Origin of the sequence: Neorhizobium huautlense, from assembly GCF_002968575.1 — a bacterium.
Classification (GTDB): domain Bacteria; phylum Pseudomonadota; class Alphaproteobacteria; order Rhizobiales; family Rhizobiaceae; genus Neorhizobium; species Neorhizobium huautlense.
The window spans coordinates 105,248-121,479 of sequence record NZ_PVBM01000008.1; the positions used below are offsets into that span (position 1 = coordinate 105,248).

Here is a 16,232-nt window from a genome sequence, read left to right on the forward strand (position 1 = left end):
CGCCGTTAACCTCGTTCAGGATCTGTTCTCATTCTTCGCTTCCAGGGTGCTTGAGATCCGGTCCGGGTCCTGTCAGGACTGGGTGGCTCCACGAGATGGAGCAAGCGGCCCAAGCCGGTGGTGGAACACCGACAAGGGCCTGACCCTCAAGCCTTGTTGAAGAAGGAATCGGGCTGTGACTATTCATACTGCCAAGACCCCAGCCGGGGAAGTTCTGCGCTCCGCGTCAGCGGCATCCTCCACCATGTCTTTTGTCGCCGGCTCGGCGTCGCGTCGCCAGTTCGGTGAGCACTTCGCTGTTCAGGCTGAACCATCGGCGCTGCGCCGCCACCCGCATCTGGTGCGTTATCCGGACGTCGAGGCCGACTTCGACGTGCTGATCGACAGAGCCATCGCCGTGATCGCTGACGGTGAGCCGGTCGAGGATGAGATCCTCGGGCACTACGTCAATGTTGCGTCGCTCGTGCGCGCCGTCAGCTTCCGCGAAGGCAAGCTTCTCGAGCAGGCCGTCGAACGGTTGGCCAAGGTCAATCCGGATCTGATCGTACTGATGCAGTCGATCAAACTGCCGTTGGTGAAGGCCGCGATCGAGGCGGTGGCCGGCAATGACTGGCGCCAGCTCGAGGGTGTGCGGCTTGATTGCGAGGCACCGGCCAAGGGGAGCTACACGCCGGACCTGATCATCGTGAACCGCGCCAAGCGTGCCGCCTTCGTGTTGGACCTGAAGCGCTCGCTCGCGTCCTACGGCGACACCAGCCGGCTCGAAGAGCTGAAGCTCCGGATGTTGGCGTCGGCGATGATCTTGCCGGACTGGCTCTACAAGACCCAGAAGCGGCTGATGGTCGAGACCGTCGGTGTTGCGATCGTCGATGGCGCCAGTCGTCCCAGCGATCATGCGGCGGGCGTCTGGGCTCTCTCGGAAATTGATGACCTTCTCGAGATCGATGGGGCGGCCGCCTGCATGGCGGAACTTCGTGCTCGTTTTGGGCGCCGCGTGCAGCAGCTTCTCGAGGCTGAGGCCCGCCGGGCGATCGATCACGCAGGGATGCTTGCTCCGACGCCAGCCATTACCGCGTCCACGATCTCACTCCACACGCGGCGCTTTGGGACGCTGCGGGCGATCCCACGCGTGATGATCTGTGAGGACGTCACCGGCGACACTGAGGATCACGGACCCGGATGCCTTTGCGGCGACTGCGAAGGATCGAGCTTCGATGATGACGACGATGGTCGCGATGATCCGGAGGCGCTGGCGGATGACATGGTCTGCTGGCCACCCGAGCATATCCGCATTGGCTTTGCCCGGCGTCTGCTCGACGCCTGATGCTACAAAGCCTTCGCTCGGATGAGGCTATGGCTGCGGCGCGTGACGCCGCGGCAGCCTCTTCCCGTTCCCATTATTCTCTGAAGACGCCGTCCATCAAAGCTGGACCGGCGAGGAGATCCCCCATGTCCGCAGACATCATGTCCACCCAAGCATCACCGACGTCACCCCGCCTCAAGCGGAGCAGCTCGAGAGCTTCCAAACCCAATCAACCTCTTGTGGCTCCGGGTCCACAGGACGACCCAGCTTTGATCATCGGCCTCGCTCTTGCGTTTGCCCGGCAGGGTTCATCGGAGACGCGCGCCATTCCGTCGGTGCTGCTCGACCGGCTCCGCCACCATGCACAGTCCGGTGATCCCGCCTGCCGGCTGGTTCTCGACTGCCTCAACAGAAGGGCAGGCGCCAATCGTTGGACATCCGTTCGCGAGGGCGTGCCGTCGGAAATTGTTTCCGCACATCCGGCAATCGAGGAGGAATGCTGATGGATCGTCTGGCTTCCTTCCTCCTGCGACGTCTCGCCCATGTTGAGCGCCGTGCCGTCCGTCGTCTCGCGGTCCGCAACGGCCTGTTGACGATGAGCACCGCCCTCATCGACGGTCATGTCATCGGCCGCTTCAGGCCTGCCTTCGATCCCTCCCATCTCTGCGGCGACGCCGATCGGGACCGCCAGTGGATCCGCGATCACCTTGCGGCATTCCTGATTGAGGGGCCACAGGACGGTCACGGCCAACCTCTTCTAGTTCCCGCCCTGCCAACGTGGCCAGATCACCTCAGACGGCATCCGGCAGACACTGAAGCTGCTGACACGGCGGCAGATACCTACGCGGTCCGTGTTGTTGCCGAGGCTGGCTACAAGCCAACCGTCAAACATATGGCCACCTTGCTGCTGCTTGCCGCGGCACTGGAGCAATCGGGCGTCACACTGCGCGATCTGGTCGCGATCCTGCGGCAGCCCGCACCCGTCTTCTCCGTATCTGTCCTCGCCGATGGCTTTGAGCGGGCCGTGTCGCAGCTCATCGAAGACACCGGCATCGTGCCGTACGGTCCCTACAACGGTGTGGCGGCGGACTTTGCATTCACCGACGATCTTTGGAAGTGGGTAGACAGCGAGACCCGACGCATCTTCCTGCAGGTCCCGGCTGGCGAGACCAACCGCCCGAGCCGGGCCGCACTGCGGGGACAATTGCTGCGGGCGTTGGCGGATGGCACGCCGGTGCTTGCCGTGTCGGAGACACACAATGGCGTTCCGGCTCAGGTGGATCTGACCTGCGATATCAGGATGACGGGCGCCGGGATCGATCGCATGCTCATCGCTGATCTTTTGGAAGCTGTCTATGGCAGCGAACCAGTCATGCAGCATGACAGCAGCATCGCGAAACTCGATGCCGGTGCGCTCACGCTCGACGATCTCGCCATTGCCATTCGGATGGGCCGGCCAATCCTATCCAGCCTCGATGCGCTTGCCGGACTGGCGGCGCTGAACCGCGAAGACAAAAAGGATGGAAGCGCCGAAGACAAGGCGGCCTCCTCGCGACGTCTCATCACGCAGAACCCAAGCGAGCGCAGAGGTCAGACGTCGCAGGATGGTGGCAATAGCGGCGATCGCACTTCATCGGCGTCTACATCGTCCAAGGGCAAGCGCAAGGACAGGTCACGACAGAAGCCAACCGGCGCCGAGGTGATCCAGCCGGAGCCTATCGGGCAGGCATCGACGCCGGCTGCGACACAAGTGCTGCAAGTCGAAACGCTGACCGGCTATGGAGCTGCGAGAGACTGGGCGCTCGGTTTGAAGGTGGATCTTGCCGAATATCTGACGGGAGACCTCGCCTGGTCGCAGATGAGCACGAAGCTGCTTCTGTCCGGACCGCCGGGGACAGGCAAGACGAACTTCGCACGGGCGCTTTGCAACACGCTGCAGGTGCCACTGGTCGTCACCTCTGTCTCGACATGGCTGCAGGGCGAGTATCTGCATGATGTGCTGGACGGTATGGCAGACACGTTCGCGGAAGCCCGACGTCAGGCGCCGTCCATCCTGTTCATCGACGAGATCGACGGCATCGGTCAGCGTGCCTCGGCGTCGCGACCCTACGCCGACTATTGGAACGCCTGCGTCAACAAGCTGTTGGAGCTTCTCGACGGCGCCCTGAAAACTGACGGCGTCATCGTGGTCGGCGCTACCAACCGGCCGGACGAGATCGATGAGGCGATCCGTCGCTCGGGGCGGCTGGAAACGCACATCGAGATCCCGCGTCCCGACATTCCGACGCTCGCAGGCATTCTCGCCCATCATCTGGGCAGCGACCTCGATGCCGTCGCCATGTCGGACACCCAGATCGGAGGTCAGCCATGACGGGAAACACCAAAATTGGCGGCTCGATGGACGAGATCGAGGTCATCCTAGAGGATGACGGCGAGCGCGGCATCGACACGCCAGAGACGGCCGAGCATGATAACCCAGTGCTTCAGGCGTTGCGACGTCTGGCAACACGAGCAATGGGCCTGACTGGCGCCGACATTGAACGGATCGTCCGCGAAGCGCGATTGAAAGCTCGCCGCGAAAAGCGTCGCCTTACTTATGCCGATGTCGAAGCCGGCATCCGCGGTCACCGCCCGCCGGTCCCGTATGATGTCCGATGGCGCTTTGCGATCCATGAGTCCGGCCATGCGGTCGTTCATCACGCTCTGCGGCTCGGGTCGATCATGGGATTGACGATCGACGCCAAGGACGGCGGCCACAATGCCGTGACCTTTGCGACCAACGCACCTGATACCGAAGCTTGGTACGAGCGGCTGCTGGCCATGCTGATGGCTGGCCGCGCGGCTGAACTCATCGTGCTCAAGACCGTATCGGCTGGTTCCGGCGGCGCCGAACAGAGCGACCTCGCACGCGCAACTCGCATTGCGCTCGATATGGAACAGGCGCTGGGCTTTGGTGGCCGCCATCCGCTGCTTTATCTCCAACACAAGGATCCAACGGCGATCCTCAGCCGCGATGCCGATGTGGCAGAGCGTGTGCATCGGCGGCTGGAGTTCGCCCAGGCACGGGCGACGGAGGTGATCCTGGAGAACCGGCATGCCTTCGACCGGCTTGTCCGCGAACTTTTCGACGCCCACGCGCTCGATGGTCAGGCTGTCGGTGCAATCCTTAACGCGTCAGCGTAGCATTCGCACGGTCTGCCGCCGCGCCGATCACGGCGGCAGACCGTCCGGAGGTCGTTGTCCTCGGCGTGAAGTGCCCGCACATCAACTCGATGTGCCTCGCGTCACCCGCAACGCGAAACAAATTGCGATCATTGGATTCAGAACAACCGAGCAGCGATTCAAAGCTGTAGGCAAACGATTCTTTTCCCGAGACTTTTGTTTCCAATCTCCGGGCGACCGATTCCAAGTTCCGAAAATCCGAATCAGGCAATCACGCCGAACGGTGCAGCAGTGACCAGCGCCATCGTCAGACTGCCCGGCCTGGCGAGCAGTTGGTTACCGACAACGGCATTCAATGTGCTCGCAACCCCAAACAAATTGCGCTCATTTGATTCGAAATTCCAGAATTCCGATTCAAAACACAATGATTCCGTTTCGGCGACAAACGCCTTGCGCCGTGCCGCCGGTCCTCTGACCATGAGAGTGCCATCAATGAAAACAGGGGGAAGATAACATGGCGCGACAGACATTGGAAGAGCGGAACGCCAAACAGCGAGAACGGCAGCAGCGGCTGCGGGACCGGCATCGGGCCGAGCGGCGCCCGGATCGCGACGACGTCGCGCGGGCCATGCTGTTCTGGACGATCACCAGCTATCTCGAGCAGGAGCGGCCGGACTGGATAGAAGAGCTGGCCGACGCCGTGGTTGGGGTTCTCGTCGACCAAGGCTTCGACGAGCGGGCAGCCGACGAAGTCTTCGATGATCTCGTCGATCGATACGCTAGCGATGACCAACCTTTCCGCCGCAAGGTTCACCTGCGGGGCTGACGATTTCTGGCCATCTGCTCTGCTGGATCACCAAGTTTTTGCAAACGGCGTTCACATTCGGGGACTTCGTCCCCCCGTTACTTCGTGAAACGCCGTTTGCAACTGAATCGATTTTATGGAGCCTTTTGGGCACGCAGCAGTCCAGTTCACCGAGGTGGGTGCACTACGTCGCGCTCGCCACCTCTGCGCAACTCGGGAAATCATTTCCGCTTCGGCGGACCGGCAACCCGCTTGCGCTTGGCGATCGCATCGAAATCCAGACCACGAAAGATCGAGTAGTCGATCTCGGGATCGAGCGGCAGGACTTTCAGCTTGCGCGCTTCTTTTTCCGTCGCGACGTCGAAGCCGTAGAGGTCGTGCTCGTCGCTTCCGGCGCTGTGGCCCGCCTGCACCCGGCGCTCGCGCGGATCGACGCCCGAGTCGCGCATGTCCTGGATGTTGCCGCCACGAAGGGAGTGGAAGACCTCGCGTCGACCCACGCTTTCCTCGCCGGCCTTGGGCTTGATCCCTGCTTTCTTGAACAGCCGCTGCATATAGGAGGAGCCGCTCTTGCTCGGGTCCACAAGCTTCATGATGTTGGGAAACAGAAAGTTCGAACCCTGGCGGCTCGCCCAGTCGATAAACCCGATTTCCTTCAGGAAGTCGTGCAAAACGAAGTAGCGTTCGCTGTCCTGTGTCTTGACCGGGACGGTGGTCCAGATGCCATTGATTTGCGAGAGGCGCGTCACTTGCCCCACCCATACCTCCGGGAACTGTTCGCGGATGTCGTTTCCGCGCAGATGGATCAGCAGTCCCAGGCGTCGAGAGGTGAGATGACCGAGGAGCGGCAGCATGATGTCCTCCATCAGCCCGGACTCAATACCCGTCCTGAACAGGGTATTCATCTTTGACGTGCCAATGGGTGTTGCCTTACGTGGGCTCGCCGCCGTCTTCGGAATTCTGATCTTTGCGCCAGCGAAGGGGTCGGTGAAACCGCCAGAAGTGATCTCGGAGCGGATAGCTGCCTTGATGACGGCCAGATATCCTTCCTGAAGTGTCTTCTCTGCCAGCGGTTTCAGGTGAAGGTCCTTGTTATTTTCGATGACCTGCCAGGGCGTCATTTCCGGATCGCGCTGGTTGTTGTCTCCTGGCCAGTACTGCATGTAATTGACGAAGGCCTGAAGATCCGCAGGAACATAGGTATTTACGGGGTGATCACCGATCAATTCGATGAAGAGAGCAAGCCGACTTTCTGCTGTCGAAAGGTCGCGGGCGATATTGGCTCCCCCGGAGTTTCTCCGGCCAGACAGATATGTCGGAATGACGTCGCTCAGCCGCTTCTTATCTGACTTTGGCCGCCACACCGTCCGGCGGTCCAACTCGAAGGCGGGGATCAGTCTCCCATTGGCGTCGCGAGGATCTTCCGGTGGTCTTTCTACATTGCTTTCAGTAGGGATACCTGGCTCGACGCGGTCCGCAGTCTGATGTGACATCGACATGGAGCTCACGCTCCGTGCCGGTTGCTGTGCGGTGTTCGTGAGCGCAGACGATGCAGACAGTTTTGCGATTGCCGACAGATTCAAAATGTCCGCGTTTCCAACGATGAGTTCGTTGAACGGCTCGCCGCGGGTCTGCTTCTCCAGTTCCCGGTTGAGGTCGACGAGGTCGCGGATGCCAGCAGCCTTCTGCATCTCCTCGACGGGGATTGGTGCGTCCGAGCGGTCGATCATCCGGAGATAGGCCTTTAGCTCGCCCTTCATCTCGATGACGGTTTCAAGTGCCCGCATCTCGCTGTCGTCATCGTCCTGCATGCCTCTGCCGTGCCTCATCTCATCGAACATCAATCTGGCCTTCGCGGCCAGAAGATCGGCCAGAAGTCTCGCGCGCCTGTGAGAGCAGGCGCCGAGACTGAGCCGCAAGGGAGGGATGGCACGCGTGCCGCCGCTCGTCTTCGGCATCTTAATCTGGAAGATGTAAACGGACCCTGATTTGGCGAGGTAGGGACCAGGCCCCCTGCCTTTAGGCTTTGCTGACGGCGTCTGATTCGACGGCTCGGGCGATACCCCGACGTGTACCGGAAGGTGTACCAGGCGCGATACCTGCATGACTTTCACTCCTCAAGGGCCGCTGGCGAACAGAGGTTTTGCGAGGAAATCCAAGGTCTTGCAGGTAAGTGGCGGAGAGTGAATACAACCTGGCGGAGAGGGTGGGATTCGAACCCACGATACGGTTGCCCGTATGCCGCATTTCGAGTGCGGTGCTTTCGACCACTCAGCCACCTCTCCGCTTCGCTGGTCGGCGCATTTGAGCGCGGGCGTTCTCATAGCGGCGAAAGATGGGACTGGCAAGGGGCGAAATCCAAGAGTTTATAGCCTTTTGCCTTGACAGTTTTTTGTCTCTCGCGTATGCCCGCACCCGATCAGGCGTGGAAAAGTCTCCATGCCTCTTTGTTTGTGTGAAGGTCCTTGGGCTTTCGTGCAGATTTAACCGGCAGACCAGTTCAAAAGACACTTCTTTCGAATCCCTGCTAGAGCCCGACTGATAAAAAGACGGCCGCCTTTTTTAGGCAGAGCCGGACCGAACATGAAAGGATAAAAAATGTTCGCAGTCATCAAGACCGGCGGTAAGCAGTACCGCGTAGCAGCCAATGACGTGCTTACCATCGAAAAGCTGGAAGCCGAAGCTGGCGCAGTTGTAGAATTCAACGAAGTCCTGATCATCGGCGAAGGCGCCGATGCCAAGATCGGCGCCCCGTTCGTCAAGGGTGCGACGGTCAAGGCCGAAGTGGTCGAGCAGAACCGTGGCAAGAAGGTCCTTTCCTTCAAGAAGCGTCGCCGCCAGAATTCCAAGCGGATTCGCGGCCATCGCCAGCATCACACGGTCGTCCGCATCACGGACATCCTCGGTTAATCAGGTTTCGAAGGGTAAAGGAGAACTCCAATGGCACATAAAAAAGCTGGCGGTTCGTCGCGCAACGGTCGCGATTCTCAGTCCAAGCGCCTTGGCGTGAAGAAGTTCGGCGGCGAAGCCGTCATTCCGGGCAACATTATCGTGCGCCAGCGCGGCACGCAGTGGCATCCGGGTCAGAACGTCGGCCTCGGCAAGGACCACACCATTTTTGCACTTACGGCAGGCAACGTGAATTACCGTACGAAGGCCAATGGCCGAGTGTACGTGTCCGTAATGCCGAAAGCCGAAGCAGCAGAATAAAGCCGGTAAGCGTTTCAAGCAGCCGGTGTCACATCGACCCGGCTGAACGTCCAAGGTTCAGTAAGAAAAAGGGAAGATGGGACACCACCATCTTCCCTTTTCTTTTACCCCCAGCAGGAGGACTGAACATGCAAGGCGAACTATTGAGGGCGAGCCAATCCCGGCCGCCAGAGGAACGGTTAAGACCTGATCGGTCGAGAAGCGATTGCCCCGTCTTACTGTCGCAGAGACTGGTTCTGCGCGCACCCCACGAAGAAGACATCGACGCACTTGCCCATCTCGCCAACAATGCGAATATCGCGACCATGGTGTCGCGTATGCCGCATCCCTATACGGCAAAAGACGCTGCCGATTTCGTGCGACGCACGAAAGCCGGCGAGATCGGCAAATGCGTCTACGCCATTACGCGAGGTGATAACGGCGCCTTCCTCGGTTGCTGCGCATTGGAACCCCACCAGGACGAACGGACGCTGGAGATCGGCTATTGGCTGGGTGAGCCTCATTGGAACAGAGGTTATGCCACGGAAGCCGCACATATCCTGATCGACATGGCCTTTCGCACCCGCAACCACATCGACTACATCGATGCCCGTTGCCGGGTCACCAACATTGCCTCCAAGCGGGTGATCCAGAAATGCGGATTCCAGTTTCAGGGGACCGGCATGATCGATTGCATGGCACTTGGCGGCATGGTCGCCGTCGAATGGTTCCGGCTCGACCGCAAGACCTGGATGTCGTTGAGAAGCTGGGGAGAACTGCGATGAACGCCACCGTTCTTCAAAAGCCCGCTCCGCTGGCGACATTGCCGGGACCTTGCCCGGTTATCACGACGGAGCGGCTGCTGTTGCGGCCGCACCGGATAGCGGACGCAACGGCCATCGCGGAATCGCTTTCCGACTTCAAGGTGAGCCGCATGTTGTCACGCGTACCCCAGCCATATGATCGGCAGGATGCGCTGGACTGGCTCGTGCCGCAGACATCGGGCATTCTGCCTGACTGGACGCTGGCCGTCACGACGGGCGACGATGTCCATATCGGCGTCGTGGCCATCGAACTGCGAACCGGCGGATGGCATCTCGGATACTGGCTGAACCGCTCTTACTGGGACCGCGGCTACATGACCGAAGCTGCCGCGGCCGTGCTGGAGCGGTTTTTCCGGCGGATGCCTGACGCAACGCTCCATTCCGGAGCGTTTGCGGACAACCTCGCATCGCTGCATGTCCAGAAGAAGCTGGGCTTCCGGATCGCCGATGCAGACGAAATCTTCTGCCTGTCGCGCAACCGCATGGTGCCTCACATCGAGACCATCCTGGTGGCGGAGGATTTCCGCCGCCCTGGCCGACCGTGAAGCCCGAAACCAGGAGATCCGGCGGAAAACCGCCGGATCTCAATCGACCTCAATCCAGAGCGGAAAGTGGTCTGATCCGAGCGCGTTGTGATCCACCCAGGCATTTTTCAGCCGCGGCGCCAGTCCAGAATTCACGAAGCAATGATCCAAATGCATCTTGACCGGCCCATCGCCAGGCGGCTTTGCCCAGGTGAAACTTTGCGGCGACAGGAGCCCGAGGCGATCCAGTACGTCGACAGGCTCATTGGCGCGCAGGCTTCGGCTGTAATAGCGATCCTGCCGCCCCACCATGGCGATATATTCGGGCGATTCCGGCTCCATGTTGAAGTCGCCCATCAGAATGAAATCCTCCGGCAGAGGCGGGTCCGGAAAACCCTCTTCCGCCGCGCCGGTCAGGGCCCCGCCTTCGGCGACGAAATTGAGGACCCGGTCCTTCAGATAACGGATCTGGCTCAGCCGCTCATCCGGAGAAACGTGATCGAGATGTACGGAATAGACGCGTACCGGACCATCGGGCGCAGCGATGACGGCTTCCAGCGCGCCCCGCTGCAGGTTGAGCTTGTCGATGGTACGGCTGCGCGGCAGGAGCAGATGACGCGTGGCAAGGATCGGCCAGCGCGACAGGATCATGTTGCCGAACTGAAAACGGCGTTCGATGCGGCGACCGTTCTCGACGGAGATGTCCAGCAACACGTCGCAGGGCGCGGCGTAGACGTGGAAGTAGTCGGAGAAAAGCTCGGCAAAGGAGGCGACGAGATCGAAATGATTGTTCTTTACAAAACCCCGCGTCACCTCCTGAAGCGCAATGATGTCGGCGCCTTCAATGCTCTTTGCGATGCGGCCGAGATCAAACCCGCCATCCATTCCGATCCCGTATTGGATGTTATAGCTCACGAACTTCATGATAATCTTTGACCTCCGCCCCAACCGGCGATATCGAAACCCACAGGATGCCCATCGTGAAACGAGGCTCCGACTAACACAAGATAGACGGCAGTAAGATGAAATTTCTCGACGAGGCAAAAGTCTACATACGCTCCGGCGACGGCGGCGGGGGTGCAGTCTCGTTCCGGCGGGAAAAATTCATCGAGTTCGGCGGACCGGACGGCGGGGACGGCGGACGCGGCGGCGATGTGTGGGTGGAGGCCGTGAACGGCCTCAACACGCTGATCGACTTCCGTTTCCAGCAGCATTTCAAGGCGCAGACCGGAACGCATGGCATGGGGCGCAACCGCACCGGCGCCAATGGCGCTGACGTGACGCTGAAAGTCCCCGTAGGAACCCAGATTTTCGAGGAAGACAACGAAACCCTGATCATCGATCTGACGAAAGAGGGCCAGAGGTTCCGCCTTGCTAAAGGCGGCAATGGCGGTTTCGGAAACACCCATTTCAAAACCTCGACGAACCAAGCGCCGAACTGGGCCAATCCCGGTCTGGAAGGGGTGGAAAAGACCATCTGGCTGCGGCTGAAACTGATCGCCGACGCAGGCCTGGTCGGGCTGCCTAACGCCGGAAAGTCGACATTCCTGGCTTCCGTGAGCCGGGCTCGCCCGAAGATCGCCAACTATCCGTTTACGACGCTGCATCCCAATCTCGGCGTCGCCACCATCGATGGCCGGGAGTTCGTCCTCGCCGATATTCCGGGCCTGATCGAAGGTGCCCATGAGGGTGTTGGCATCGGCGACCGCTTCCTCGGCCACGTCGAACGCACACGGGTGCTTCTGCATCTGGTCTCCGCCGTCGAAGAAAAGGTCGGCAAATCTTACAAGACGGTGAAACACGAACTCGAAGCTTATGGCGGCGGCCTGATCGGCAAGCCAGTCATCGTGGCTCTTTCGCAAATCGACGTGCTCGACGACAAGGAATTGAAGAAAAAGGCGAAGGAATTGGAGAAGGCATGCGGCCAGACGCCGTTCCTGATCTCCGCCGTTACGGGCCGGGGCATGACCGAAGTGCTGCGCGCACTGCGGGACGTGATCGTCGAAGCGAGCGAAGGCGACGAAACGGCGCTCCCCGACCGATCCGTTCCTATCCAGGATTTCGATGAAGAGGGCGGTCAATGACCGCAGCACGCCGGCCTCTCGCAAGCCACCGCCGCATCGTCATCAAGATCGGCTCGGCTCTTCTGGTGGACCGGAAGACCGGTCTCCGGGCGCAGTGGCTCGACGCAATCTGCGCGGATATCGCGGCGCTGAAAGGCAAAGGCATCAACGTTCTGGTGGTCTCCTCCGGCGCAATTGCGATGGGCCGTACGGTGCTCGACCTGCCGGCAGGAGCGCTGAAGCTGGAGGAAAGCCAGGCAGCGGCGGCAGTCGGCCAGATCGCACTTGCTCGCGCCTGGTCCGAAAGCCTTTCTCGGGATGGCATCGTAGCAGGCCAGATCCTGCTGACCCTGGGCGACACCGAAGAGCGCCGCCGATACTTGAATGCCCGCGCAACAATCAACCAGCTCCTGAAGATCGGTGCGGTGCCGATCATCAACGAAAACGATACGGTCGCCACGACGGAAATCCGCTATGGTGACAACGACCGTCTCGCCGCACGCGTCGCAACCATGACCAGCGCGGATCTTCTCATCCTCCTTTCGGATATCGACGGGCTCTATACGGCGCCGCCGCATCTCGACCCGGAGGCAAGATTCCTGGATATCATTCCGGCAATCACGCCGGAGATCGAAGCGATGGCAGGCGGCGCGGCTTCCGAGCTTTCCCGCGGCGGTATGCGCACAAAGATCGATGCGGGCAAGATCGCGACCGGCGCCGGCTGCTCGATGATCATCGCATCCGGCAAAACAGAACATCCGTTGCGCGCCATCGAGGAAGGTGTCCGCTCTTCCTGGTTCGCGCCTTCCGGCACACCGGTCACGGCGCGTAAAACGTGGATAGCGGGGCAACTCCAGCCGGCCGGCGAACTTTTCGTCGATGAAGGCGCTGAAAATGCGCTGGGGACGGGAAAGAGTCTGTTGCCTGCCGGGGTGCGCCGCATCGAGGGCAATTTCCACCGCGGCGATACTGTCGCGATCGTCGGAATGGACGGGCGCGAGATCGCGCGTGGACTGGCCAGTTACGATGCCGAAGAGGCGCGCCAGATCATCGGCCGAAAGTCCGGAGAGATCGAAGCAATTCTCGGTTATGCCGGCCGCGCTGCGATGGTTCACCGCGATGACCTCGTCATGACCGCCTCCGCCCGACGGAAAACGAAAAAAGACCTCAAGGAGGACGCCGCCCATGCTTGAGAAGGTCATTGCAGCAGACGGTGTTGCCGCTGTCATGGACGAGATTGGCCGTAACGCCAAGGTCGCCGCACGCGAACTCGCAACGGCTTCGACCGAGACAAAGAACAAAGCTCTGAACGCTATGGCGGATGCGATCATCGCCGCCAGGGACAAAATTCTCGCGGCCAATGCCGCCGACCTGGAGAATGTCGAAGGCAAAGGCCTTCTGCCATCCTTCATCGACCGGCTGACCTTGACGGACAAGGCCGTTGACGGCATGGCCGATGCGTTGCGGGAAATTGCAGAATTCAAGGATCCGGTCGGCGAAGTCATTGCCGCCTGGGATCGGCCGAATGGCCTCCATATCGAGCGTGTCCGTACGCCGCTTGGAGTCATCGGGGTCATTTATGAAAGCCGGCCCAATGTAACGGCCGATGCCGGGGCGCTCTGCCTGAAGGCCGGTAATGCCGTGATCCTTCGGGGTGGATCCGATTCCCGCCACTCATCGCAGGCTATTCATGAATGCCTCGTCGCCGGCCTGAAAACCGCAGGGCTTCCACAGCATGCGATTCAGATCGTGCCCACCCCGGATCGCGCCGCCGTCGGTGCAATGCTCTCCGGCCTCAATGGCGCAATCGACGTCATCGTCCCCCGTGGAGGAAAAAGCCTCGTCGCTCGGGTGCAGAACGAGGCGCGCGTGCCGGTCTTCGCTCATCTGGAAGGCCTCTGCCATATCTACGTGGACGCCTCCGCAGAGGTGGAAATGGCCAAGGAAATCGCCGTCAATGCCAAGATGCGCCGTACCGGGGTTTGCGGTGCCGCGGAAACCTTGCTGATCGATAGCGCCGCCATCGGCACGCATCTGATGCCAATTCTTCAGGAGCTGACCGCGGCAGGCTGCGAGATCCGCGCTTCCGCAGCAGTGCTGAAGGTTTTCCCGGGTTTAAAGCCTGCGACGGAAGAAGATTGGCGTACGGAATATCTCGACTCGGTAATTTCCGTCGCCATCGTCGATGGAATTGCTGGTGCGATCCGTCACATCAACACCTATTCGTCCAGCCACACGGAGGCTGTGATCGCTGAGGATCCGGATGTGGTCGAACGCTTCTTCAACGAGATTGATTCGGCGATCCTCATCCACAATGCCTCGACGCAGTTTGCCGACGGCGGTGAGTTCGGCATGGGTGGCGAGATCGGCATTTCGACCGGCAAAATGCACGCCCGTGGCCCTGTCGGCGTCGAGCAGCTGACCTCTTTCAAATACCGGGTGCATGGCACCGGCCAGATTCGGCCCTGACGTGACCGAACCGGCTGTCGATTCCCGTTATCTTGCCTTGCCGCATGTCGAGCGCGGCATGGCGGTGGGCTTGTTCGGCGGTTCGTTCAATCCCCCGCATGAGGGCCATCTGCTGGTCGCGGAGATAGCCCTCCGGCGTCTTGGCCTCGATCAGCTCTGGTGGATGATAACTCCTGGCAATCCCTTGAAGAGCCGGGCTCAGCTTGCCTCGCTGCCGGACCGGCTCTCCATGAGTGAAAGACTGATCCACGATCCTCGCATCAAGGTGACCGCGTTCGAAGAAACCCTCGGCGGCGCCTATACGGCGGATACCCTGGCATTCGTGAAGGCGCGGAGGCCGCATGTGCATTTCATCTGGATCATGGGCGCCGACAGCTTGAAGACCTTCCATCGCTGGCAGAAATGGCAAGAGATTGCCTCTACGTTCCCGATCGCGGTCATCGACCGGCCCGGCGCCACCCTGTCGTTTCTTTCATCCAAGATGGCTCGTACCTTCCACTATGCCCGTGTCGATGAAGACGATGCCGGCACGCTCTGGAAAAGGAAAGCACCTGCCTGGACCTTCATCCATGGCCCCCGCTCGGCGTTGAGTTCCACTGCGATCCGCGACACCAGCGGCCAGAAAGCGAGCTAGAATAACCAGGATGCGCGGCCATTGGGCACGGTTCTACATCTTATGATCACCTTTTCAGCATCTCCCTTGAAAGATTAACCATTCGATGCCACTTTTTATATTGCGGCCGAGTGCGACTCGGATCGCTGAAAGTGCATGTTGCTGTTACCGGAAGAAAGGACAAACCCTGACAACAGTACACGCCAAGGGAAAGACGGCCTCCGTCCTCCCGAAGAGCCTGGAACGTGGCGCCGATGCTGCTGCCCGCGCTCTCGAACTGGTCCTCGCAAGCCTCGAGGACTCCAAAGCTGAAGATATCGTCACCATCAACATTGCTGGAAAATCAGCGCTCGGAGATTACATGGTCGTCGTCTCCGGACGATCGACCCGCCATGTCACGGCGATTTCCGATCACCTGATTTCCGACTTGAAAGACGAGGGCCTGGGAACGGCTCGCGTCGAAGGGCTGGAGACCGGCGACTGGGTGCTGATTGACACCGGCGACATCATCATCCATGTGTTCCGCCCGGAAATCCGACAGTTCTACAACATCGAAAAGATGTGGGCTGCTCCGGATATCGAGGAAGGCGCACTGCTACACTGACGGCTCCAGGTATGACCTGAATCCGTCAAGGCCGAGGTTGAAATTGAAAGCCGGGCACATGCTCGTCGCCTGAAAGTGGTTTCGACCGTCAAAACCAACGGATCAGGACATGCGGATAAGCCTTTTTGCCGTGGGTCGGTTGAAAGCCGGACCGGAAAAGGACCTTGCGTCCCGGTATCTCGACCGCTTGGCCAAGGCTGGCCCGGCGATAGGACTGGAATTGGCCAAACTGGTCGAGGTCCAGGAAAGCCGCGCCGCAAATGCCGAGACCCGCAAGCGCGAGGAAGCGAGCCTGCTGGAAAAGGCCCTCCCCGATGGCGCGGTGCTCGTTCTTCTGGACGAACGGGGCAAAGCGCTCGACAGCGAGGCTTTTGCCGAACTTGTCGGCCGCTATCGTGATAACGGCAAGCGCGACGTGATGATTGCAATCGGCGGTGCCGACGGGCTTGATGCCGATCTGCGCCAACGCGCAGACATGGTGCTCAACCTCGGATCGATGACCTGGCCGCATCAACTCGTTAGAATCTTGATCGCCGAACAGCTCTATCGAGCCGTGACCATCCTCTCCGGCCATCCTTATCACCGCGTGTGAACGTTTCATTTACCTTCGAACACGATGTTGTTTGTGGTCCTGTCCGGCAAATCAGCTTACGCTTTCCCGATCGGACTATTGCAG

The 16,232-nt window shown here is 60.3% G+C and carries 18 protein-coding genes and 1 tRNA gene; 15 read left to right on the forward strand and 4 right to left on the reverse strand.

From position 1 onward, the window contains the following. Nucleotides 1-175: 175 nt before the first annotated feature. From C5L12_RS11320 to C5L12_RS11335, 4 genes are all read left to right on the forward strand, one after another. Nucleotides 176-1,324 (forward strand): hypothetical protein, encoded by a 1,149-nt coding sequence (locus C5L12_RS11320; protein WP_245422847.1) that lies wholly within the window; start codon nucleotides 176-178, stop codon nucleotides 1,322-1,324. Between the two features lie 248 nt (nucleotides 1,325-1,572). Continuing rightward, nucleotides 1,573-1,806, forward strand: a complete 234-nt coding sequence (locus C5L12_RS11325; protein ID WP_105372146.1) for a hypothetical protein — start codon at nucleotides 1,573-1,575, stop codon at nucleotides 1,804-1,806. Continuing rightward, nucleotides 1,806-3,674 (forward strand): ATP-binding protein, encoded by a 1,869-nt coding sequence (locus C5L12_RS11330; protein ID WP_105372147.1) that lies wholly within the window; start codon nucleotides 1,806-1,808, stop codon nucleotides 3,672-3,674. The genes C5L12_RS11325 and C5L12_RS11330 overlap by 1 nt, the downstream gene beginning before the upstream one ends. Then, nucleotides 3,671-4,486, forward strand: coding sequence for an ATP-dependent metallopeptidase FtsH/Yme1/Tma family protein (locus tag C5L12_RS11335; protein ID WP_105372148.1), 816 nt, complete (start codon nucleotides 3,671-3,673; stop codon nucleotides 4,484-4,486). The genes C5L12_RS11330 and C5L12_RS11335 overlap by 4 nt, the downstream gene beginning before the upstream one ends. A 242-nt stretch (nucleotides 4,487-4,728) precedes the next feature. Here C5L12_RS11335 and C5L12_RS11340 read toward each other — a convergent pair whose 3' ends face one another. Beyond that, nucleotides 4,729-4,944, reverse strand: a complete 216-nt coding sequence (locus C5L12_RS11340) for a hypothetical protein (protein ID WP_105372149.1) — start codon at nucleotides 4,942-4,944, stop codon at nucleotides 4,729-4,731. Between the two features lie 35 nt (nucleotides 4,945-4,979). Between C5L12_RS11340 and C5L12_RS11345 the strand changes: the two genes are divergently transcribed. Beyond that, a complete protein-coding gene (locus tag C5L12_RS11345; RefSeq protein WP_105372150.1) occupies nucleotides 4,980-5,291 on the forward strand; it encodes a hypothetical protein in 312 nt (103 codons plus the stop codon). A gap of 200 nt (nucleotides 5,292-5,491) precedes the next feature. On the opposite strand, the gene C5L12_RS11350 is transcribed toward C5L12_RS11345, so the two are convergent. Both C5L12_RS11350 and C5L12_RS11355 read right to left on the reverse strand, forming a co-directional pair. Next, nucleotides 5,492-7,375: a site-specific integrase gene (locus tag C5L12_RS11350; RefSeq protein ID WP_157949036.1), complete on the reverse strand. Its 1,884-nt coding sequence runs from the start codon at nucleotides 7,373-7,375 to the stop codon at nucleotides 5,492-5,494. Between the two features lie 90 nt (nucleotides 7,376-7,465). Further along, nucleotides 7,466-7,555, reverse strand: a tRNA-Ser gene (locus C5L12_RS11355). A gap of 313 nt (nucleotides 7,556-7,868) precedes the next feature. Between C5L12_RS11355 and rplU the strand changes: the two genes are divergently transcribed. The 4 genes from rplU to C5L12_RS11375 all read left to right on the forward strand — a co-directional run bounded on the left by rplU (nucleotide 7,869) and on the right by C5L12_RS11375 (nucleotide 9,828). Then, on the forward strand, nucleotides 7,869-8,180 hold the full coding sequence (rplU, locus tag C5L12_RS11360; protein ID WP_105372152.1) for a 50S ribosomal protein L21: 312 nt from the start codon (nucleotides 7,869-7,871) through the stop codon (nucleotides 8,178-8,180). A gap of 30 nt (nucleotides 8,181-8,210) precedes the next feature. After that, nucleotides 8,211-8,480 carry a 50S ribosomal protein L27 gene (rpmA, locus tag C5L12_RS11365; RefSeq protein ID WP_105372153.1) on the forward strand — a complete coding sequence of 90 codons (270 nt, stop codon included), beginning with the start codon at nucleotides 8,211-8,213 and terminating at the stop codon, nucleotides 8,478-8,480. A gap of 128 nt (nucleotides 8,481-8,608) precedes the next feature. Continuing rightward, a complete protein-coding gene (locus C5L12_RS11370; protein WP_105372154.1) occupies nucleotides 8,609-9,244 on the forward strand; it encodes a GNAT family N-acetyltransferase in 636 nt (211 codons plus the stop codon). Further along, nucleotides 9,241-9,828 carry a GNAT family N-acetyltransferase gene (locus tag C5L12_RS11375; RefSeq protein ID WP_105372155.1) on the forward strand — a complete coding sequence of 196 codons (588 nt, stop codon included), beginning with the start codon at nucleotides 9,241-9,243 and terminating at the stop codon, nucleotides 9,826-9,828. The genes C5L12_RS11370 and C5L12_RS11375 overlap by 4 nt, the downstream gene beginning before the upstream one ends. Before the next feature lie 39 nt (nucleotides 9,829-9,867). Here C5L12_RS11375 and C5L12_RS11380 read toward each other — a convergent pair whose 3' ends face one another. Continuing rightward, on the reverse strand, nucleotides 9,868-10,731 hold the full coding sequence (locus C5L12_RS11380; RefSeq protein WP_105372156.1) for an endonuclease/exonuclease/phosphatase family protein: 864 nt from the start codon (nucleotides 10,729-10,731) through the stop codon (nucleotides 9,868-9,870). Between the two features lie 98 nt (nucleotides 10,732-10,829). Here C5L12_RS11380 and obgE point away from each other — a divergent pair, with 98 nt between their 5' ends. The 6 genes from obgE to rlmH all read left to right on the forward strand — a co-directional run bounded on the left by obgE (nucleotide 10,830) and on the right by rlmH (nucleotide 16,148). Then, nucleotides 10,830-11,891: a GTPase ObgE gene (obgE, locus tag C5L12_RS11385; RefSeq protein WP_105372157.1), complete on the forward strand. Its 1,062-nt coding sequence runs from the start codon at nucleotides 10,830-10,832 to the stop codon at nucleotides 11,889-11,891. Next, entirely contained in the window at nucleotides 11,888-13,063 is a 1,176-nt protein-coding gene (proB, locus tag C5L12_RS11390; protein ID WP_105372158.1) for a glutamate 5-kinase, read from the forward strand. Before obgE ends, proB begins: the two co-directional genes overlap by 4 nt. Beyond that, nucleotides 13,056-14,339, forward strand: a complete 1,284-nt coding sequence (locus tag C5L12_RS11395) for a glutamate-5-semialdehyde dehydrogenase (protein WP_105372159.1) — start codon at nucleotides 13,056-13,058, stop codon at nucleotides 14,337-14,339. The genes proB and C5L12_RS11395 overlap by 8 nt, the downstream gene beginning before the upstream one ends. Further along, nucleotides 14,314-14,973 (forward strand): nicotinate-nucleotide adenylyltransferase, encoded by a 660-nt coding sequence (locus C5L12_RS11400; protein ID WP_205839333.1) that lies wholly within the window; start codon nucleotides 14,314-14,316, stop codon nucleotides 14,971-14,973. The genes C5L12_RS11395 and C5L12_RS11400 overlap by 26 nt, the downstream gene beginning before the upstream one ends. A gap of 85 nt (nucleotides 14,974-15,058) precedes the next feature. Continuing rightward, nucleotides 15,059-15,556: a ribosome silencing factor gene (rsfS, locus tag C5L12_RS11405; RefSeq protein ID WP_105372160.1), complete on the forward strand. Its 498-nt coding sequence runs from the start codon at nucleotides 15,059-15,061 to the stop codon at nucleotides 15,554-15,556. 109 nt (nucleotides 15,557-15,665) lie between these two features. Further along, the gene (rlmH, locus tag C5L12_RS11410) at nucleotides 15,666-16,148 is read left to right on the forward strand and encodes a 23S rRNA (pseudouridine(1915)-N(3))-methyltransferase RlmH (RefSeq protein ID WP_105372161.1); all 483 of its coding nucleotides are present in this window, start codon (nucleotides 15,666-15,668) and stop codon (nucleotides 16,146-16,148) included. Nucleotides 16,149-16,232: the final 84 nt, after the last annotated feature.